We start from the raw sequence: 18,546 nt of genomic DNA, 5'->3' as shown, positions 1-18,546 counted from the left end.
TCAAAAGACAGAATATATTTTTATATTCTGTCTTTTTTTTTCAGAAAAAACCGATTAATGAACAGATAAATACCGCACAAAACACCTTTTTTTGTAATAAAACTACGCACACCATCTACGTGCCACACGTAAGTTATTGAATTAGAAGTAAAAACAACCATAAGGACACCACAACTACTACTTTGGAGTAGTTTTATTTCGTAATTGATCTACATCATATCGACATATCCATTCATAATTCATCATATATCTATACCAAATATAATAGGATTCCTTATGAGCAAGATGAAACTAGTCATCATCGGTAATGGCATGGTCGGTCATCCCTACATCGAAGATTTAGTAGAGAAAACTGATGTTCAAAACATGGATATCACCGTGTTCTGTGAAGAACCACGTGTCGCTTATGACCGTGTTCACCTCTCTTCTTACTTTTCTCACCACACGGCTGATGAGCTCTCTCTTGTAAAAGAAGGATTCTATGACAAACACGGTATCAACGTATTAATCGGCGAACGCGCTATTAATATTAACCGTGAAAACAAAATTGTATATTCAAGCACTGGTCGTGAAATCCAATACGACAAACTCGTCCTTGCTACGGGCTCTTTCCCATTCGTACCGCCAATCAAAGGCAACGAAAGCAAAGACTGTTTTGTTTACCGTACTATTGAAGATCTTAAATCAATCGAAGCCACGGCGAAAAAAAGTAAAAGCGGTGTTGTTATCGGTGGTGGCCTCCTTGGTCTTGAAGCGGCTGGCGCATTAAAAGCACTTGGCGTAACAACTCATGTTGTCGAATTTGCACCTGTATTAATGGCTGAGCAGCTTGATTTACAAGGTGGCTTACAACTTCGTAATAAAATTGAACGCATGGGTGTTCAAGTTCATACCGGTAAAAACACATTAGAAATAGCACCTGAAGGCACAGAAGCACGTAATGTAATGCGTTTTGCTGATGGTACAGAGCTTGAGACTGACTTCATTGTCTTCTCTGCTGGCATCCGCCCTCAAGATAAGCTTGCTCGCCAAATGGAGCTTGATATCGCTTCTCGTGGTGGTATTGCGATTAACAACAACTGCCAAACTTCAGATGAACACATCTACGCGATTGGTGAATGTGCGTCATGGAATCAAACTTTCTATGGTCTTGTCGCTCCAGGCTACAAAATGGCAACCGTTGCAGTTGATCACTTAGTTGGTAACGACAGTACGTTTGAAGGCGCTGACATGAGCGCAAAACTAAAACTTCTTGGTGTGAAGGTTGGCTCTATTGGGGATGCAAACGGTCGTACTCCTGGTTGTAAGAGCTACGTTTACCAAAACGAAGAAGACGAAGTTTATAAACGCATTATCGTATCTGAAGATGGTAAGAAACTACTTGGCGCAGTAATGGTTGGTGATACTTCAGATTACGGCGATCTACTTCAGCTTAAACTGAACGACATTGATTTACCTGATCACCCCGACCTTCTTATTCTTCCAGCTCACGCTGGTGCAGAAAAGCCGTCTTTAGGCGCAGACTCTCTGCCTGAAACTGCCGTGATTTGTTCATGTTTTGATGTAACGAAAGGCAAAATTGCTCAAGCAGTTGCAAATGGCAATCACACAATGGCTGAAATTAAAGCCGTGACTGGCGCCGGTACAGGTTGTGGCGGTTGTCTTCCTCTTGTCGCATCGGTTCTTAATGCTGAATTGGCTAAATCAGGCATCGAAGTTAAAAACGACGTTTGTGAGCACTTTGCTTATTCTCGCCAAGAGTTATTCCACCTAATTCGCATCGAAGAAATCAAGACATTCGATGAACTATTAGAGAAATACGGTAAAGGTTACGGCTGTGAAGTGTGTAAACCACTAGCGGGATCTATCCTTGCTTCTTGTTGGGGTGAGCACATCCTTAAACCAGCATTGGTTAAACTGCACGATACCAACGATAACTTCCTAGGTAACATTCAAAAAGATGGTACTTACTCTGTCATTCCACGTATGGCTGGCGGTGAAGTCACACCACAAGCACTAGGTGCATTAGCGGCCGTTGCTGCTGAATATAACCTTTATACTAAAATTACGGGTGCTCAACGTATCGGTCTATTCGGTGCTCAAAAAGACGATCTTCCAACCATATGGAAAAAACTCATTGAAGCAGGTTACGAGACAGGACAAGCTTACGGTAAAGCCTTACGTATGGCTAAGACGTGCGTTGGTTCAACATGGTGTCGTTACGGTGTCCAAGACTCTGTAGGCTTGGGCGTCACACTTGAGAATCGCTACAAAGGTATCCGTACTCCCCATAAAATGAAATTTGGTGTCTCGGGTTGTACTCGTGAGTGTGCAGAAGCACAAGGTAAAGATTTAGGCATTATTGCAACAGATGCAGGTTGGAACATGTACGTGTGTGGTAATGGGGGGATGAAACCTCGCCATGCTGACTTATTGGCAACGGATCTAGACCAAGAAACGCTGATTAAATACATCGACCGTTTCATGATGTTCTACATTCGAACAGCCGCTCCACTGCAACGTACCTCTGTATGGATGGATAACCTTGAAGGTGGCGTTGATTATTTACGTGAAGTGATTGTGGATAATAAGCTTGGCATTAACGACCAACTTGAAACCGATGTTGCATCACTGATTAATAACTTCAGCTGTGAATGGACAGACACCATTAACGATGAAGCTCAACTAAAACGTTTCTCCCACTTCATTAACTCTGAAGAACGCGATGATAATGTTGTGTTTGTTTCTGATGGCCGTGAACAACACCGCCCTGCAACGTACACAGAAAAAAATCCAAACGCGAAAGGCGATATATTGCATGTTGCTCTAACTGACACAAGTGTGGAGAAATAATCATGACGACTAAATTCCAAAAAATCTGTCCACTAGACGACATCATTCCAGGTACAGGCGTTTGTGCATTAATTAACGGTGAACAAGTGGCGATATTTCGTCCAAACGCTGATGACCAAGTGTTTGCCATCAGTAATCGTGACCCATTTGCAAACTCTAACGTATTGTCTCGCGGCCTTACTGTTCAACACCAAGGCGAACTTTGGGTTGCAAGCCCATTAAAAAAACAACGCTTTAACCTTACTACTGGGGTTTGTATGGAAGACGAACGCTTTAACGTAAAAGCGTATAGCGTTCGAGTCATCAAAAACACTGTAGAAATCGCAGCATAAACTGAGATTCGATAGTTCAAGGGTTTCTAGCCTCATCTGGAAGCCCTTTCCTATCTAATTTTAATCTTTAACTTTTAACTTTTAATAAGGGACTCTTATGTCTTATGTAAAACCTGCTGAATTAGTTCAAACGATGATCGATATTGGCGAAGCAAAAGTAAAAACATCAAGTCGTGATCTTCTTTTACGTGGCACGATGGCCGGTATCATCCTTTCTCTTGCTGTTGTCGTTGCGATTACAACAATTGTGCAAACCGGTGTTGGTATTGTTGGTGCTTTAGTCTTCCCTGTCGGTTTTTGTATTCTAAGCCTTATGGGCTACGACTTATTAACGGGTGTTTTTGGTCTTGCACCACTTGCTAAGTTTGATAACCGTCCTGGTATCACTTGGGGTCGAATCTTTAGAACATGGGGATGGGTTGGTCTTGGAAACCTAATCGGTTCTCTACTTGTTGCTTTTCTTATTGCACTTGTTTTTACTATGAACTTTAGTGTTGAAGCGGGCGCGGTAGGTCAAAAATTCATCGCTGCTGCAACAAGTCGTACTATAGGCTACGCCGCACATGGTATGGATGGTTGGATCACCGTATTTGTCAAAGCAATTCTTTGTAACCTAATGGTATGTTTAGGCGTTATCGGCAATATGACGTCTCGCTCTGTTGCAGGTAAGATTGCGGCAATGTGGCTTCCAATATTTATTTTCTTTGCATTAGTATTTGAACACGCCGTAGTTAACATGTTCCTATTCCCATTAGGTATGATGCTAGGTGCTGATTTCACTATTATGGATTGGTTAAACTGGAACTTAATTCCAACGCTGCTTGGTAACCTTGTGGGTGGCCTTCTATTTACGTGTATTCCTCTGTACCTAACACACGCGAAAACAGCACCATCATTGGATCTTAAATAACAGTAAAATAAGTCATCACATTTGTTATAACTCATTCAAATAAAATCACTCTTGATCAGGTATTAAGGGTGATTTTTTTTATCGACTCTTACATAATGGAGTCAGCATCAATATTCATCATATTATTCTGGAACCCTATTATGCCAAGTATTCAAGCTCAGTCTGAGCAAAAAAAACAAAACGGATTTGTTTCTCTTGTTGGTCCAGGTCCTGGTGATGCCGATCTCTTAACCGTAAAAGGTTACCGCTTAATACAACAAGCCGATGTGGTTGTGTATGATCGCCTTGTCTCTAAAGAAATCTTAGCGCTCGCAAATGATACTGCTGAAATGATTTATGTCGGTAAGAAACTCGATTTTCATTTCGTCCCTCAAGACAAAATTAATCAAATATTGGTTGATAAAGCCCAAGAAGGTAAACACGTTGTTCGCCTTAAGGGGGGAGATTCTTTTATCTTTGGCCGTGGTGGTGAAGAATTAGAAACGCTTGCAGAAAATGGGGTTCGATTTGAAGTCGTTCCTGGTATTACAGCCGCAGCAGGCGCGACCTCTTATGCAGGGATCCCACTAACACATCGAGATCATGCTCAAAGCGTGCAATTTATTACGGCTCATGTCCAAAAAGATGGGGCTGAAATTGAATGGGATGCATTGGTTCGTTCAAACAACACTCTGGTATTTTATATGGGACTAAAACAATCGTCTCATATTTCAACTCAACTGATCGAGCACGGTTTAGCTGCGGATACCCCTTGCGCTATTATTGAACGTGGTACGACTCAAAAACAAAAAGTCTTTACCGGTACTATTTCAGAATTAGCTCAAATGGCAAAAAATGCGATTAGTCCTTCTTTAATTGTCGTCGGTAGCGTAACTACATTGCATCATAAGTTAGATTGGTTTACTCCAACAAATGCTGAGTAATGAATAAATAAGTAAGCACGCCCTATTCTAAATACAAAAAAGCCCAAGAAAATCTCTTAGGCTTTTTTATTTATAGACTCGCAACAATATTATTTAATATCGATGTGCTCAAAGCCTTTAATTAAGTCATCTAACGCTTTCATTTGTTTTAAGAAAGGTTCTAGTTGATCTAATGGTAATGCAGAAGGACCGTCACACAGTGCTTTATCTGGCGTTGGGTGAGCTTCAATAAATAACCCAGCAATACCCGTCGCTAAACCTGCTTTAGCAAGTTCAACCGTTTGTGAACGACGACCACCAGATGCTTTACCACTTGGATCGCGATTCTGTAAAGAATGCGTCACATCAAAAATGATTGGGCTGCCATTTGATACTTTTTTCATCACACCAAAGCCAAGCATGTCAACCACTAGGTTGTCATAACCCATGCATGAACCACGCTCACAAAGAATGATATTTTCATTACCACACTCAGCAAACTTATCAACAATATTGCCGACTTGATCAGGGCTCATGAATTGTGGTTTTTTCACGTTAATGACAGCACCCGTTCTAGCCATTGTCTCAACTAAATCAGTTTGACGAGCAAGGAAAGCAGGAAGTTGAATAACGTCCACCACATCAGCAACAGGTTGAGCTTGTGCCTCTGTATGAATATCCGTAATGATTTTCACACCAAACGTATCTTTCAATTCTTGAAAAATCTTTAGACCTTCTTCCATACCAGGACCACGGTACGAATGAACTGACGAACGGTTTGCTTTATCAAAAGACGCTTTAAATACGTATGGGATGCCTAATCGATCAGTGATCTCTACGTAAGTCTCACACATGCGCATAGCCAAATCACGAGACTCTAATACATTCATACCTGCAAATAAGGTAAACGGCTTATCATTTGCTACATCGATATTGCCAATTTTTACTGTTTTTTGATTTTGCATTATCTTCACTCTTAATGGAGAACGGTAGGGTGTTGTTCTAATAATTGAACTTGCTCTTTCATCATCAAGGTCGATGGATCATTAGGGCACTGTTCAATAAAATAGATTAAATCGGTTTTCGCTACATCATTACAGTGTAGCTGTTGATAGATTAAGCCTCTATCACGAATTTCAAAAGGATCATCGGGCACGACATTCAATGCGAGATCACTGCAAGTTAAAGCAAATGAAAATTTACGCTCTCTAATGCATGCCGTTTTAATCACCGCTAATAAACGGCCGACTAATGTTGGATTATCTATTTTCTCTAAATGTATCGGCAAGATCTCAGCCAATGGTCCACCATAGCCAATTAGCCATGCCGTCATTAAATGCGTACTAACATATTGTCCATCAAAAGGGTTTAAGTAACGGGGTGCTTGATTTGGCCATTCAACCTGTAAAACTAACTGAGTGGGGAAATTAATCGCACTCACAGGTAAATTCACATACTGACAAATATGTAAAAAAATCGCCCCTAACGTTACCGGGATCCCTTTTTTACTTTCAAGCACATGATCAATAAACGCATTCTCTGAATTAAAATACGTATAAACATCACCTTGGTAGCCCCACTCAACATAAAACAGTTGAATTAATCGCTCTAAACGCTGCTCATCAGTTGGTTCGTGAACAAGCGTTTGCTCTGCTTCAATACACATTTCTCGCAGTTTAATATCAACACGCTGTCTTTGTATATCTGGATTAATGGCTAAATTTAGAGCTAATGCACCTTCAACAAGGCTAAGGTCTTCTAAATTTTCATCAAGCAACTGAAACATATTTACCCCAGAAATGTTGCTTTCGTCATCGCAATATTAGCTGCAACCATTAACCAACCTAATGCGCCAAGAAAGGCAAATGTTTTAAATACTTTGTTTTTACTGTTTCCTAGAGTGACAAACCCCAGAGCGATATAAACCAAAACACAAGTCAATTTCTCAGTTAACCAAGGAGCCGCACCTGTAAATGGAATGAATCCAGTAATAAAAATAAGTGCAACGCCACTTAATAGCATTGCCGTATCAACAACGTGAGGCACTCGTTTAAAAAAAGCTTTATTACGAAGATCGGAATCAACCATCATTAACGCATAACGAACGATAAATAATAGTACGCTACAAGCGATCATAAATAAGTGAATGTGTTTAACAGCGGTATACATGAATTATCCTTTATTCTCTGTGTTTGTGATCCACTGACCTAATGTAACTCGATCATTGCCAGCGTAATCTTGTTCTGTTTTAACATTAATGAAGCCATATTCTTCAAAGTAATCACGTAATTGCTTACCTTGTTCAAAGCCATGTTCCATTAATAACCAACCGTTCTCAACTAAATGAGTACGACTGTGCTCCATAATATGGATTAAGTCCGCAAAACCTTCTTTCTCAGCAACCAAAGCGGTTTGAGGCTCGAACCGTACATCACCTTGAGACAAATGGGGATCATTCCCATCAATATAAGGCGGGTTACTCACAATAATTGAAAACTGTTCATCCATTCTAATCGGATCAAACCAACTTCCCTGACGAAATTCAGTATTCAATATATTGTTGTCTTTGGCATTATCTTTCGCTAACGCAACCGCGTCATATTGATAATCAACACCAATAACACACATATCAGGCATTTCAGAGGCGATAGCTAATGCAATGGCTCCTGTTCCCGTCCCCAAATCCAATACCTTTTCAGATGATGGCGATAGATGCTCTAACGCAACTTCTACCAAACGTTCAGTATCAGGACGAGGAATTAATGTTGTTGGCGAGACTTTTAACGGTAATGACCAAAACTCTCGATAACCAATAATGTAAGCGATTGGTTCACCAGAAAGGCGTCGAGATAATAATGATTCAAATGCATTGTATTCGGTTTCAGCGACGAGCTTTTCAGGCCAAGTAAGTAAGTAGCTTCTTGGCTTATCTAAAACATGACACAGCAATACAGCAGCATCAACTTGAGGAGAATCACTCCCCTCAAGTTTCAGCAATTGAATTGAACGCATTAATAGCGCTTCAATAGAAATGCTCATTAGTTTTGTTCAGCTAAAGCCGCTAGTTGATCAGCTTGATATTCTAATACGACAGGTTCAATCAACGCCGCTAGATCCCCTTCCATCACTTCATTCAAACGGTAGATAGTCAGGTTAATACGGTGATCAGACACACGACTTTGTGGGTAGTTGTACGTACGAATACGGTCTGAACGGTCACCCGAACCTAATAGATTACGACGCGTATCAGAAACAACTGCGGCACGACGAGCTTCTTCAGCTTGAATAATACGGGCAGCAAGAACCGACATCGCTTTTGCTTTGTTTTTATGCTGTGAACGCTCATCTTGACACTCTACAACGGTACCCGTTGGTAAGTGAGTAATACGAATAGCGGAATCGGTGGTGTTAACGTGCTGACCACCAGCTCCTGATGAACGGAAAGTATCAATTTTCAAATCAGACGATTTAATCTCGGGTAAATCCGCTTCTGGAATTTCAGCCATTACAGCAATAGTACACGCTGAAGTATGCACACGACCTTGCGATTCAGTTTCTGGTACACGTTGAACTCGGTGACCACCTGATTCAAATTTCAATATACCATAAGCGCCATCGCCGCTTACTTTTGCAATCATTTCTTTAAAGCCGCCTTGTTCTGAAGCATGAGAACTCATGACCTCAATACGCCACCCTTTTTTCTCAGCAAAACGAGAATACATACGGAAAAGGTTCCCCGCAAAAATACCCGCTTCATCACCACCAGCACCGGCACGGATCTCTAAGAAACAGTTACGTTCATCATTTGGATCTTTTGGAATAAGAAGCACTTGTAATTCATCCGTTAGACGTTCACTTGCTTCTTTCGCTTCTTTAATTTCGTCTTGCGCCATTTCGCGCATTTCAGCATCATCTTCCTGTGCCATTTCTTGAGCAGCAACAAGATCTTCTTGTACTTTTTCATACGCTTGGAAGCATTGTGTTACTTCTTCCAGTTGAGAGTATTCACGAGATAACGCACGGAATTTATTTTGATCACCAATAACACCTGGATCCCCCAATAAATGCTGTACTTCTTCATAACGCTCAACCAGCGTTTCCAATTTTACTCGAATTGATGCTTTCATATTATAATTGATTCTTTATGTTGGTAGCAGAAGCTACACTTAGTTGTCTAGACCAATACTGGTACGGATCACAGCAAGTTTGTCCGGCTCACCATTTTTGGCGGCCTGCTGCATCGCAAGTGTTGGTGCATGAATGAGTTTATTCGTTAATTTATTGCTTAATTCTGCTAAAACTTTTTCTGCATTTTGACCAGAAGCTAGGGCCTGAATACTTTTTTGCAATAATTCGATACGAATAGATTCTGAATTCTCTCGGTATTGGCGAATACTGTTAACAGCTTGACGAGAACGTATCCACGTCATAAACCCTGCACTTTCTTCACTGACTATCGCTTCAGCTTGAATCGCTTCAATTTTTCGTTGTTCAATATTATGGTCAATGATCGATTTAAGATCATCAACTGAATACAAGTAGACGTCATTAAGATCCGCGACTTCACTTTCGATATCACGCGGAACCGCAATATCCACAAATAACATAGGTTGGTGTCTGCGCTGTTTTAGTGCGCTTTCAACCATTCCTTTACCGATAATAGGTAACGGACTGGCGGTTGAGCTAATAATGATATCCGCTTTAGAAAGGTGCTCAGGGATCTCGGGCAGGCTGATCACATCAGCATTAAATTGGTCGGCTAATATCATGGCTCTTTCTCGAGTTCTATTCGCCACAATCAATTGTTTACAGCCGGCATCATTTAAATGTTTCGCGACTAATTCAATGGTTTCTCCTGCTCCAACCAACATGACAGTTGATTCAGCAAGAGACTCAAATATTTGTCGAGCTAATGTACATGCTGCATAAGCAACAGACACCGCGTTACCACCAATATTCGTTTCAGTACGGACTCGTTTAGCGACTGAAAAGTCACTTTGAAATAATTTTTCAACGACACCTTCAACCGCATTGTGTTCTCTAGCATCAGCAAACGCTTTTTTTACTTGCCCAAGAATTTGAGGCTCTCCGAGAACCAAAGAATCCAAACCACAAGACACTCGCATAAGGTGCTTAACGGCGGCTTGTTCTTCATAGATATAAATACTCGGCATGAGTAAATCTAATGCCACATGATGAAATTCAGCGAGCCAATTGATGACGTAGCCACTGCTAATGCCTAATTTCACTTCACAGTAGATTTCAGTGCGATTACAGGTCGATAAAATTACGCCACTTTTAATTGCATCACTGTTTTTTAATTCATCTAGCGCTTTGGTTAATTTATCAGGAGAAAAGGCAACTTTCTCACGTAAATCAACTGTGGCTGAAGTATGATTAATTCCAATAACAAGCAATGACATTCGGCAAACAAGACCAATTTAGAAAAATAACAAGGGCGGATTTTACTTGATGAAGCCGAATTTTAAAAGGCATCAGAGCTTCTACATCGAAAATTAGTGATATTTAACCTACTTATTGTGTAAATCTTGATACCCAAACAATCAATGGATTTGATACAATCCTATAATCTGTCTCGAATTAACAGTGAGTTCTTTATTTATGCTACGCCGTCCTCTTTCTTTTTTTGCTTCCGTTTTCTTTCTGCTGTTTTTTCTCAGCGCTTGTTCTACGACCCCATTAACCCCACAACAGTCAACTAATTGGAATAAACATCAATCTAATATTGAGCAATTAACTCAGTATAAAGTGACAGGGAAAATTGGATATCAAGACCTAGAACAACGCCACAGCCTCAACTTCCAATGGACTCAAAAGGAAGATAACAGTCAATTGTTGCTCACCACATTTCTTGGGCAAACCATAATGAAACTGACGTTATCCAAAAATAAAGCCACCATTGAAACCGGCGATGGTAAGAAATTTGAAGGTAATGATCCGGGACGCTTACTATACGGATTAACGGGCATGACAATTCCTATCGCCTACCTAAGTGATTGGCTTAAAGGGTTACCAACCTCTGCAGATGCATTTGAACTCAATGAATTAAATACCGTAGAGCACCTATCAAAACAAATCAGTCAAACCAATTGGCATCTTAGATATAACAGCTATATCGAAACCAATGGGTTACTGCTGCCGAATTCAATGAAATTGACACAAAAAGACACCACAATAAAAATCATTGCTTCAAATTGGATTATATCTCAATGATAACGACAGCAACTCGCTGGCCTTCTCCAGCTAAACTCAATTTATTCCTGTATATAAATGGGCAGCATGATAATGGTTATCATGAATTACAGACCCTTTTTCAATTTATCGATCTTTGTGATCACCTAACGATTACCCCTAACGATTCAGGAGAGATCACGCTTTCTCCTCCGATTCCCGGTGTAGAGAAAAAAGATAATTTAATCTGGAAAGCAGCAACGCAGCTACAAGAACACACTCTGTGTCCTCTTGGTGCTCATATTGAACTAGAAAAAATATTACCCATTGGCGGTGGCATTGGCGGTGGTTCATCGAATGCAGCGACAACGTTAGTTGCACTTAATTTCTTATGGGATCTAAATCTCACGAATAAAGAATTGGCCGATTTAGGGGTCACTCTAGGCGCTGACGTTCCTATTTTTGTTCATGGTTTTTCCGCCTTTGCAGAGGGTATTGGTGAAAAATTACAACCGGCCAACCCTAAAGAGTTATGGTACGTATTAATAAAACCAGAAGTGAGTATCGCAACTGTTGATGTATTCTCTCACCCAGAATTGATTAGAAATACAGCAAAACAGCCACTTAACGTACTTTTAAGTGCCTCTTACGAAAACGATTGCGAAAAAATTGTCAGAAGAGTGTATCCAGAGGTTGATTACCAACTTTCATGGCTGTTAGAATATGCACCATCAAGATTGACTGGAACAGGCGCTTGTGTTTTCGCTGAGTTTATTAACGAAAAAGAAGCACAACACGTTTTTTCATTAATTCCTGATAACGCAACTGGATTTATCACCCGAGGTAGAAATACTTCACCACTCAACCAAGCGTTGGAAGAGTATAAATCATTATGCAACATATAAAATTCTCACAATTTGGACGCAACCCTGAGGTTTCCACCGTGCCTGACATGAAGCTATTTACTGGTAATGCAACTCCTGAACTTGCCCAACGTATCGCCGAACGACTATACATTTCACTTGGCGACGCTACTGTAGATCGTTTTTCTGACGGTGAAGTAGCCGTTCAAATTAACGAAAACGTACGTGGTAGTGATGTATTCATTATCCAGTCTACGTGTGCTCCTACTAATGACAACATCATGGAATTAGTAGTAATGATCGATGCACTTCGCCGTGCTTCTGCAGGTCGTATTACTGCGGTAATTCCTTACTTTGGCTATGCTCGTCAAGACCGTCGTGTACGTTCTGCTCGTGTACCAATCACTGCAAAAGTTATTGCTGATATGCTTTCAAACGTTGGTGTTGACCGCGTTTTAACTATCGACTTACACGCTGAACAAATTCAAGGTTTCTTCGACGTACCAGTAGATAACATCTTCGGTACTCCAGTATTACTTGATGATATGCGTACTCGTGGTTTAGAAAACCCTGTTGTTGTTTCTCCTGATTTAGGTGGTGTTGTACGTGCCCGTGCTACTGCTAAAGCATTAGGTGATGTAGACATCGCTATCGTTGATAAGCGTCGTCCACGTGCTAACGTTTCAGAAGTAATGAACCTTATTGGTGATGTTGACGGCCGTGACTGTGTTATCGTTGATGACATGATCGATACGGGCGGCACATTATGTAAAGCAGCTGAAGCACTAAAAGAACGCGGCGCAAAACGTGTATTCGCTTACGCAACTCACGCTGTTTTCTCTGGCACTGCTGCACATAACATTGCAAACTCAGTAATAGACCAAGTTGTTGTAACGGATTCAATCCCTCTATCTAAAGAGATGGCAGCGACAGGCAAAGTAACTGAACTAAGCCTATCTCGTATGCTAGCTGAAGCAATTCGTCGCATTAGCAACGAAGAGTCTATATCGGCAATGTTTGATCACTAATTTCAAACAAAAACAATATCCAAACGCCCTGCTATTGCGGGGCGTTTTTGTATTTGGAATTCTTGTGGTAATATGGCGCGCCTTTTTAATGGTACATACTAATATCATTAATTGTCTTTAGCTCTCAGCGCTAAACAAGTTCATTAATCATATTAGTATCCAAGATAGAGAGATAATTCTTTGAGTAATCAGATCAAACTTCTTGTTGGACTAGCAAACCCCGGCCTTGAGTACAAAAGAACTCGCCATAATGCTGGGGCATGGGTAGTTGAAGAACTCGCTCGCATTCATAACATTCCAATGCGTGAAGAAGCTAAGTTTTTTGGATTAACAGGTCGAATTCAAACCAATGGTCAGGATCTTCGATTACTAATCCCTACAACATTTATGAACTTATCAGGAAAAGCCATTGCTTCGATTGCTAAGTTTTACCAAATAAAACCAGAAGAGATCCTCGTCGCTCATGATGAATTAGATCTTCCTCCTGGTGTTGCTAAATTTAAAAAAGGTGGCGGGCATGGTGGCCATAATGGTCTTCGTGACACCATTAGTAAATTAGCGAATACGAAAGAGTTTTATCGCCTTCGTATTGGCATTGGCCATCCTGGCCATAAAGACAAAGTTGCCGGTTTTGTATTAGGGAAAGCGCCGACTAAAGAGCAAGAGTTGATCGATGCAGCAGTAGATGAATCTACTCGTTGCTTAGATATCTTACTTAAAGACGGACTAAGTAAAGCACAAAATCGTTTACACACATTCAAAGCTGAATAACAAAGATAAGGTTTACATCATGGGTTTTAAATGCGGAATCGTTGGTCTTCCAAACGTTGGTAAATCAACACTGTTTAACGCACTAACTAAAGCTGGAATCGAAGCAGCAAACTTCCCTTTCTGTACTATTGAACCAAACACCGGTGTGGTTCCTGTTCCTGATCTACGTTTAGATGTATTAGCTAAAATCGTAAATCCAGAACGTGTTCTTCCTACTACAATGGAATTTGTAGATATTGCTGGTTTAGTTGCGGGCGCATCTAAAGGTGAAGGTCTAGGTAATAAATTCCTTGCTAACATCCGAGAAACTGATGCGATTGGTCATGTTGTTCGCTGTTTTGAAGATGACAATATCATTCACGTTGCTGGTAAAATATCACCAATTGAAGACATTGAAATTATCAATCTTGAGCTTGCTCTTGCCGATTTAGATTCATGTGAACGTGCGATCCTGCGTCAAGCGAAAAAAGCAAAAGGCGGCGATCAAACGGCTAAGTTTGAAATTTCAGTACTTGAAAAGCTATTACCTGTTTTTACAGAAGGTGGCATGGCTCGTACTGTTGAACTTTCAAAAGAAGAAGTTGCAGCGGTTTCTTACCTTAACTTCCTAACGTTAAAACCAACAATGTATATTGCTAACGTTGCTGAAGATGGTTTTGAAAATAATCCATTCTTAGATCTTGTTCGTGATTATGCAACAGCAGAAAACAACGTAGTTGTTGCAGTATGTGCTGCGATTGAATCAGAACTGTCTGAACTTGATGATGAAGATCGTGAAGAATTCTTTGCTGATATGGGCATTGAAGAGCCTGGTCTAAACCGTGTAATTCGTTCTGGTTATGATCTACTTGCTCTGCAGACATATTTTACGGCTGGCGTTAAAGAAGTTCGCGCTTGGACTATTCCTGTTGGAGCTACGGCACCACAAGCGGCAGGTAAGATCCACACTGACTTTGAAAAAGGCTTTATTCGTGCAGAAGTTGTAGGTTACGACAACTTTATTGAATTTAGCGGTGAGAGTGGCGCTAAAGAAGCCGGTAAATGGCGTCTAGAAGGTAAAGATTACATCGTTAAAGATGGTGATGTTGTACATTTCCGCTTCAACGTATAATAAAAAAGGCCAGCATATTTGCTGGCCTTTTTATTAGTCACCTAGATTTCAACCACTTAAATGATTTTAATCCTTAGTAATGCATCAACACTCACTTCTTGTTTTCCATCCTTATTCTTATTCTTTTGTTCTTATTCACTCTGATTTGCATATAAAAAGCACGCTTTGATTAAAATCCGTTCGAACACGCAAAGATTTTATGTTTTTTTCAAAAAAGTGTTGACGCATAAGCCTCAGATACGCATAATGCGCTCCGTCCTCACCGCTAAGGCGAATGAGAGATGAGAAAGAAATAAAGAAACAATTTGGCTACTTAGCTCAGCTGGTTAGAGCACATCACTCATAATGATGGGGTCACAGGTTCAAATCCCGTAGTAGCCACCATACAACTTTTAATTGATTTACCAATCGTCGATTAAAATATAGAATATCTACTCTTTGCAGATTAAGTGGCGATAGCCCTTAATAATCAAATAGTAGAACGCGGACGTGGCGGAATTGGTAGACGCACCAGATTTAGGTTCTGGCGCCGTAAGGTGTGAGAGTTCAAGTCTCTCCGTCCGCACCATATTTAAAGATGCATTATCTTAGTTTAATCGCTAACGTAATCTTCTCTGTTGGGATATCGCCAAGCGGTAAGGCACCGGCTTTTGATGCCGGCATTCCCTGGTTCAAATCCAGGTATCCCAACCATTATTTACATAATTGATGCAACCTGATTGATTATGACAACGTTAGAAAGACTCTCCAATTCGTCTTCTAACTATAAAAAATTTCTACTCTTTGTTTTAACTAACAACTAGAAGAACGCGGACGTGGCGGAATTGGTAGACGCACCAGATTTAGGTTCTGGCGCCGTAAGGTGTGAGAGTTCAAGTCTCTCCGTCCGCACCATATTTTTGACTGTTTTATTAAAAATAGTCATTGGCTACTTAGCTCAGCTGGGTAGAGCACATCACTCATAATGATGGGGTCACAGGTTCAAATCCCGTAGTAGCCACCATACAACTTTTAATTGGTTTACCATTCACCGATTAAAATACGAAATATCTATGACTTGCTTAAGCGAGTTATAGAACGCGGACGTGGCGGAATTGGTAGACGCACCAGATTTAGGTTCTGGCGCCGTAAGGTGTGAGAGTTCAAGTCTCTCCGTCCGCACCATATTTAAAGAGGTATTACCTTAGTTTAATCGCTAACGTAGTCTTCTCTGTTGGGATATCGCCAAGCGGTAAGGCACCGGCTTTTGATGCCGGCATTCCCTGGTTCAAATCCAGGTATCCCAACCATTATTTACATAATTGATGCAACCTGATTGATTATGACAACGTTAGAAAGACTCTCCAATTCGTATTCTAACTATAAAAAATTTCTACTCTTTGTTTTAATTAACAACTAGAAGAACGCGGACGTGGCGGAATTGGTAGACGCACCAGATTTAGGTTCTGGCGCCGTAAGGTGTGAGAGTTCAAGTCTCTCCGTCCGCACCATATTTAAAGAGGCATTATCTTAGTTTAATTACTAATGTAATCTTCTCTGTTGGGATATCGCCAAGCGGTAAGGCACCGGCTTTTGATGCCGGCATTCCCTGGTTCAAATCCAGGTATCCCAACCACTATTTACATAATTGATGCAACCTGATTAATTATGACAACGTTAGAAAGACTCTCCAATTCGTCTTCTAACTATAAAAAATTTCTACTCTTTGTTTTAATTAACAACTAGAAGAACGCGGACGTGGCGGAATTGGTAGACGCACCAGATTTAGGTTCTGGCGCCGTAAGGTGTGAGAGTTCAAGTCTCTCCGTCCGCACCATATTTAAAGAGGCATTATCTTAGTTTAATTACTAACGTAATCTTCTCTGTTGGGATATCGCCAAGCGGTAAGGCACCGGCTTTTGATGCCGGCATTCCCTGGTTCAAATCCAGGTATCCCAACCACTTTAAAAAAGCTCATCATTAATTTGATGGGCTTTTTTTTCGTCTGTACATTCTTCTTAAAGATCGCTCTTTTCCTTGCTTCTGCTTCTAAAGCTAAATCGTATTAATGGTAAGCGTGCGGGGAACTACACCTTGTCTTTTACATTCCAAGGTAAAAGTGAATCGATATCTGGCGATCCAACACATAAACGATCTAGACAATACCTAATATAATCGTAAGGGATTAATCCGTTTGCCTTTGCTGTTTCTACAATGCTGTAAAGCATTGCACTTGAATCTGCACCAGCCGTTGAACCCGAAAATAACCAGTTTTTCCGGCCGATAACAAACGGTTTAACCGCTCGCTCTGCTCGATTGTTATCAATAGATAACAATCCATCATCAATATAACGAACTAATTTATCCCATTGATTTAATGTATAGCTAATCGCCTCACCTAATTTTGTTTTAGGTGATACTCGACTAACTGCGCTATCAAGCCAATCACGGAGCTCTTTAAGTAAATCGCGGGCTTCTGTCTGCCTAGCAACATACTTGGCTTCAGGGGAAGCCTCTTTTAATAACGATTCGATCCGGTATAGCTTTTGGATTTTACTCAATACCCAATCTGCACTCCCTGTTTTCCCTTTTACTTGAACACGTTGAGCCTCAATAAATCGTCGACGTGCGTGTGCCCAACAGCCAACTAACATCGCTTCAGTTTGTTCATAACCTTGGTAACCATCGGTATGTAAATACCCGTTATAACCTTTTAAAAAGTTAACTGGATGGTAGCCATGCCTGCTAGATTGATAATCATAAAGTACAATTCCAGGCAAAACACCAGAGCCTGGAGAATCATAGCCAGAGCAGTAGACCCACATATAACATTTTGCTTTTTCAACATCCAACACATTTACCGTTGTTTCATCACAATGCAGAGTGGGTTGTTCAAGCAAAATACGATGTAACTCGTTATTAAGAGGGGTAAATAGTACCGAGCATTTTATTAACCAATCCGCCATCGTTCGCCGTCCAATAATGATACCCCATTGCTGAAATAACGTTTCTTGACGATAAAGTGGAAGACTGTATTGAAATTTAGCCGTAATAATTTGAGCAAGTAAACTTGCGGTCGCAATCCCTTTAGGGATTGGTGACGCTGGCATTGGGGCTTGTTTAATGTCTACTGAAGTATTGTTTTTTTCACAATTTCGGCAAGCATATTTAGGACGAACATGTTGAATAACTTCCACTTTAGCTGGTACAAATTCCAACTTTTCACTGATGTCTTTACCCATCGCATGCATCTCTAGACCGCAACACTTACAAGTTTTATCTTTTATGTCGTGGATAATAACAGTACGCGGTAAGTCTTCAGGTAAGCGTTGGCGTTTTGGCTTTTGACGAGTGTAGGTAATCGTTTGTGTGTCATCATTTTCAATGATGATTTCTTCTTCTGTTTCATTGAATAAATCAAATTGAGTCGAGTCAGATTCACTGCTTTTACCAAAGCGCTGATGTTGAGCCAGCCGAAATTGCTCTAGAAGACGGTTATATTTATTTTCAAGCTGAAGCACAAGTGCTTTCAGCTCGTCAATGGTATCAGGAAGTGGTTTTATTTTATCAGTCATGTAGATGACTATATAACGATAATACAGGTA

The 18,546-nt window shown here is 40.6% G+C and carries 16 protein-coding genes and 11 tRNA genes; 20 read left to right on the top strand and 7 right to left on the bottom strand.

Annotation, left to right across the window (positions count from 1 at the left end; genetic code table 11):
* Nucleotides 1–276 precede the first annotated feature (276 nt).
* From nirB to cobA, 4 genes are all read left to right on the top strand, one after another.
* Nucleotides 277–2,853 (top strand): nitrite reductase large subunit NirB, encoded by a 2,577-nt coding sequence (nirB, locus tag VSAL_RS04480; RefSeq protein ID WP_012549591.1) that lies wholly within the window; start codon nucleotides 277–279, stop codon nucleotides 2,851–2,853.
* Between the two features lie 2 nt (nucleotides 2,854–2,855).
* Nucleotides 2,856–3,185, top strand: a complete 330-nt coding sequence (gene nirD / locus VSAL_RS04475; protein ID WP_012549590.1) for a nitrite reductase small subunit NirD — start codon at nucleotides 2,856–2,858, stop codon at nucleotides 3,183–3,185.
* Nucleotides 3,186–3,282: 97 nt separating this feature from the next.
* A complete protein-coding gene (locus tag VSAL_RS04470) occupies nucleotides 3,283–4,095 on the top strand; it encodes a formate/nitrite transporter family protein (RefSeq protein ID WP_012549589.1) in 813 nt (270 codons plus the stop codon).
* Nucleotides 4,096–4,235: 140 nt separating this feature from the next.
* Nucleotides 4,236–5,018, top strand: coding sequence for a uroporphyrinogen-III C-methyltransferase (gene cobA, locus VSAL_RS04465; protein ID WP_044583195.1), 783 nt, complete (start codon nucleotides 4,236–4,238; stop codon nucleotides 5,016–5,018).
* An 89-nt stretch (nucleotides 5,019–5,107) separates the two neighbouring features.
* Here the strand turns inward: cobA and kdsA are convergent, their stop codons facing one another.
* From kdsA to hemA, 6 genes are read right to left on the bottom strand one after another with little or no spacing between them, the layout of a single operon-like run.
* Nucleotides 5,108–5,962 (bottom strand): 3-deoxy-8-phosphooctulonate synthase, encoded by an 855-nt coding sequence (gene kdsA, locus VSAL_RS04460; RefSeq protein WP_012549587.1) that lies wholly within the window; start codon nucleotides 5,960–5,962, stop codon nucleotides 5,108–5,110.
* An 11-nt stretch (nucleotides 5,963–5,973) separates the two neighbouring features.
* Nucleotides 5,974–6,783 (bottom strand): SirB1 family protein, encoded by an 810-nt coding sequence (locus VSAL_RS04455; RefSeq protein ID WP_012549586.1) that lies wholly within the window; start codon nucleotides 6,781–6,783, stop codon nucleotides 5,974–5,976.
* A 2-nt stretch (nucleotides 6,784–6,785) separates the two neighbouring features.
* Entirely contained in the window at nucleotides 6,786–7,166 is a 381-nt protein-coding gene (locus tag VSAL_RS04450; protein ID WP_012549585.1) for a SirB2 family protein, read from the bottom strand.
* Between the two features lie 3 nt (nucleotides 7,167–7,169).
* Nucleotides 7,170–8,036, bottom strand: coding sequence for a peptide chain release factor N(5)-glutamine methyltransferase (gene prmC / locus VSAL_RS04445; protein WP_012549584.1), 867 nt, complete (start codon nucleotides 8,034–8,036; stop codon nucleotides 7,170–7,172).
* Nucleotides 8,036–9,124: a peptide chain release factor 1 gene (gene prfA / locus VSAL_RS04440; RefSeq protein ID WP_012549583.1), complete on the bottom strand. Its 1,089-nt coding sequence runs from the start codon at nucleotides 9,122–9,124 to the stop codon at nucleotides 8,036–8,038. Before prfA ends, prmC begins: the two co-directional genes overlap by 1 nt.
* Nucleotides 9,125–9,163: 39 nt before the next feature.
* Nucleotides 9,164–10,420: a glutamyl-tRNA reductase gene (gene hemA / locus VSAL_RS04435; protein WP_012549582.1), complete on the bottom strand. Its 1,257-nt coding sequence runs from the start codon at nucleotides 10,418–10,420 to the stop codon at nucleotides 9,164–9,166.
* Between the two features lie 184 nt (nucleotides 10,421–10,604).
* On the opposite strand from hemA, the gene lolB reads away from it, so the two are divergent.
* The 16 genes from lolB (at nucleotide 10,605) to VSAL_RS04355 (ending at nucleotide 16,903) form a co-directional block, all read left to right on the top strand.
* Entirely contained in the window at nucleotides 10,605–11,231 is a 627-nt protein-coding gene (gene lolB / locus VSAL_RS04430) for a lipoprotein insertase outer membrane protein LolB (protein ID WP_231850875.1), read from the top strand.
* Complete coding sequence (gene ispE / locus VSAL_RS04425) at nucleotides 11,228–12,094, top strand: 4-(cytidine 5'-diphospho)-2-C-methyl-D-erythritol kinase (RefSeq protein WP_012549580.1); 867 nt, start codon at nucleotides 11,228–11,230, stop codon at nucleotides 12,092–12,094. Before lolB ends, ispE begins: the two co-directional genes overlap by 4 nt.
* 38 nt (nucleotides 12,095–12,132) lie before the next feature.
* Nucleotides 12,133–13,080: a ribose-phosphate pyrophosphokinase gene (locus VSAL_RS04420; RefSeq protein ID WP_023603623.1), complete on the top strand. Its 948-nt coding sequence runs from the start codon at nucleotides 12,133–12,135 to the stop codon at nucleotides 13,078–13,080.
* Nucleotides 13,081–13,260: 180 nt separating this feature from the next.
* Complete coding sequence (pth, locus tag VSAL_RS04415) at nucleotides 13,261–13,851, top strand: aminoacyl-tRNA hydrolase (RefSeq protein WP_012549578.1); 591 nt, start codon at nucleotides 13,261–13,263, stop codon at nucleotides 13,849–13,851.
* A gap of 19 nt (nucleotides 13,852–13,870) precedes the next feature.
* Complete coding sequence (gene ychF, locus VSAL_RS04410) at nucleotides 13,871–14,962, top strand: redox-regulated ATPase YchF (protein WP_012549577.1); 1,092 nt, start codon at nucleotides 13,871–13,873, stop codon at nucleotides 14,960–14,962.
* Between the two features lie 307 nt (nucleotides 14,963–15,269).
* Nucleotides 15,270–15,346: transfer RNA gene (locus VSAL_RS04405), tRNA-Met, on the top strand.
* A gap of 99 nt (nucleotides 15,347–15,445) precedes the next feature.
* A tRNA-Leu gene (locus VSAL_RS04400) sits at nucleotides 15,446–15,530 on the top strand.
* 50 nt (nucleotides 15,531–15,580) lie between these two features.
* A tRNA-Gln gene (locus VSAL_RS04395) sits at nucleotides 15,581–15,655 on the top strand.
* A gap of 116 nt (nucleotides 15,656–15,771) precedes the next feature.
* Nucleotides 15,772–15,856: transfer RNA gene (locus VSAL_RS04390), tRNA-Leu, on the top strand.
* 32 nt (nucleotides 15,857–15,888) lie between these two features.
* Nucleotides 15,889–15,965: transfer RNA gene (locus tag VSAL_RS04385), tRNA-Met, on the top strand.
* A 76-nt stretch (nucleotides 15,966–16,041) separates the two neighbouring features.
* Nucleotides 16,042–16,126: transfer RNA gene (locus VSAL_RS04380), tRNA-Leu, on the top strand.
* Nucleotides 16,127–16,176: 50 nt separating this feature from the next.
* Nucleotides 16,177–16,251, top strand: a tRNA-Gln gene (locus VSAL_RS04375).
* A 116-nt stretch (nucleotides 16,252–16,367) separates the two neighbouring features.
* Nucleotides 16,368–16,452: transfer RNA gene (locus VSAL_RS04370), tRNA-Leu, on the top strand.
* 50 nt (nucleotides 16,453–16,502) lie between these two features.
* A tRNA-Gln gene (locus VSAL_RS04365) sits at nucleotides 16,503–16,577 on the top strand.
* Nucleotides 16,578–16,693: 116 nt separating this feature from the next.
* Nucleotides 16,694–16,778, top strand: a tRNA-Leu gene (locus tag VSAL_RS04360).
* A 50-nt stretch (nucleotides 16,779–16,828) separates the two neighbouring features.
* Nucleotides 16,829–16,903: transfer RNA gene (locus VSAL_RS04355), tRNA-Gln, on the top strand.
* 125 nt (nucleotides 16,904–17,028) lie between these two features.
* On the opposite strand, the gene VSAL_RS04350 is transcribed toward VSAL_RS04355, so the two are convergent.
* Entirely contained in the window at nucleotides 17,029–18,516 is a 1,488-nt protein-coding gene (locus VSAL_RS04350) for an IS66-like element ISVsa2 family transposase (protein ID WP_012549088.1), read from the bottom strand.
* Nucleotides 18,517–18,546 lie beyond the last annotated feature (30 nt).

Source organism: Aliivibrio salmonicida LFI1238 (assembly GCF_000196495.1).
In the GTDB taxonomy this organism is placed as follows: domain Bacteria; phylum Pseudomonadota; class Gammaproteobacteria; order Enterobacterales; family Vibrionaceae; genus Aliivibrio; species Aliivibrio salmonicida.
The sequence above is the reverse complement of the archived record's forward strand: the minus strand, read 5'-3'. Positions and strand labels throughout refer to the sequence as shown.